Origin of the sequence: Streptomyces sp. NPDC007162 (genome assembly GCF_040634175.1) — a bacterium.
Taxonomy (GTDB): domain Bacteria; phylum Actinomycetota; class Actinomycetes; order Streptomycetales; family Streptomycetaceae; genus Streptomyces.
Genome location: NZ_JBEYFC010000970.1, coordinates 1 through 1,575, shown reverse-complemented (window position 1 = coordinate 1,575; position 1,575 = coordinate 1). Strand labels below are relative to the sequence as shown.

Annotated in this window: 2 protein-coding genes and 1 pseudogene; 2 read left to right on the top strand and 1 reads right to left on the bottom strand. The window is 69.6% G+C overall.

The annotated features are described in order from the left end of the window. A pseudogene (locus tag ABZ646_RS46360) lies at positions 1-622 on the bottom strand (beta-N-acetylhexosaminidase); the annotation flags it as partial. Between the two features lie 48 nt (positions 623-670). Here ABZ646_RS46360 and ABZ646_RS46355 point away from each other — a divergent pair. Beyond that, complete coding sequence (locus ABZ646_RS46355) at positions 671-844, top strand: hypothetical protein (protein ID WP_360533748.1); 174 nt, start codon at positions 671-673, stop codon at positions 842-844. Between the two features lie 280 nt (positions 845-1,124). Then, positions 1,125-1,484, top strand: a complete 360-nt coding sequence (locus tag ABZ646_RS46350; RefSeq protein WP_360533751.1) for a rodlin — start codon at positions 1,125-1,127, stop codon at positions 1,482-1,484. Positions 1,485-1,575 lie beyond the last annotated feature (91 nt).

Genomic DNA, 1,575 nt, shown 5'->3' with positions numbered 1-1,575 from the left:
GGTGACCCGCGGTGCCGGTCGCCGCGTCGACCGGCACCGGTCCGTTTCCGTCTGCCGTGGTGACATAGGCCGTGCTGCCGGTCCAGGCCAGGGCCACGTCGAAGGCCGATGCACCCACCGTGATCCGGGTGCCGGGGGCGCCGGTCACCGTGTCCACCGGAGTGACCTGGTCACCGATGCTCGGGCTGACCCACAGGGTGCGGCCGTCCGGCGAGAGGGCGAGACCGTAGGCCTGGCCCGAGACCAGGAGGGTCGGTTCGGTGCCGTTGGTCGCGGTGCCGATCGGGGTGACCGTCGAACCGCCGGAGTCGGAGACGTACACCGTTCTGCCGTCCGGTGCGGCGACCACGTTGAAGGGGCTCGGGCCCACGGGTATCGCCGCGCCCGCCTTCCGGGTCGTCAGGTCGACGGGGGTGACGGTGTTGTCGTGGATGTTCGCCGCGTAGAGAGTCCGGCCGTCGGGGGTGACCGCCATGTTCTCCGGGCCGGAGCCCGCCGGGATCGGCACGCCCGTCCTCAGGGTGCCCGTGTCGATCGGCTGTACCGCGCCGTCGGTGTAGTCGGCCCCCCACAGCGTCTTGCCGTCCGGAGTGAGTGCGAGGCCTGCGGCGACCTTGCCCACCGCGACCGTGGCGCGACCGCGCCCTTCGCGACGTCGATCACGCTGACCGTGTCGGAGCCCTGGTCGGCCGCGTACGCGGTCCGCCCGTCGGCGCTCACCACGACCTCGCCGGGGTTCTTCCCGACCGCGATGTCCGTCGTCGTCCCGGTGGCGAGATCGATCGAACTCACCGACGCGCCGCTGAAGTCGGCGGTCAGGGCACGGAAGTGCCCGGAGCCTTAGCCCGCCCCCGGCCGGGACGGTCACGGTCCCTTCGGCGGGAGACGCGGTGACGCCGGCGGGCACGTCGAGCCGCCAGCCGACGGTCCTGTCCTCGGTGGAGCGTCTGTCGGAGAGTTCCAGAGTCACGGTCCGTGAGGCGCCGGGCTTCAGTGACAGGGACGACGGGGAGAAGGAGACGTCGACTCCCGGGTCGGGCGCGGTCTCCAGCATCGTCCCATCGATCGGGTGATGTCGAGGGATTTGGGAGGCAGTGACTCTCTTGACCGGGCAAGAACGGACCATGAAAAAAATGATCGTCACAGCAGTGCTCGCAGTCGGCCTACTCGGGATCGCTCCTCAGGCGATGGCCTCCGACAACGACAGCGGCACGACGAGTCTCAGCGGCAACGGCGCCGAGACGGTGTTCGGCAACGCGAGGACCGATGGGGCCATGAGCCCCCAGTCGGCCCTGGTCCAGGGCTCGCTGAACCAGCTCTGTGCCGGCGTGCCGGTCAAGGTCGACGCCGCTTCCATCGTCGGCGTCGTGCCGGTTTCCGTGCTCCAGGACGTGCCGGTCCTGTCGGCGCCGCAGAACCAGCAGTGCACCGAGAACTCGACGCAGGCGAAGGGCGACGAGCCGCTGTCGCACCTCTTGGGCTAGGGTCTGTTGCGAAAGTTGATCTTGTTCGTTGATGATCAGGTCTTGTGGGGCGTGGGGATCTGACGAATGGCCAGTGGGCCCGGCTTGAACC

What these genes read in the sequence shown, in the direction of transcription:
- ABZ646_RS46350 (WP_360533751.1), top strand. Translation starts at nt 1,125, where the DNA reads ATGAAAAAAATGATCGTCACAGCAGTGCTCGCAGTCGGCCTACTCGGG.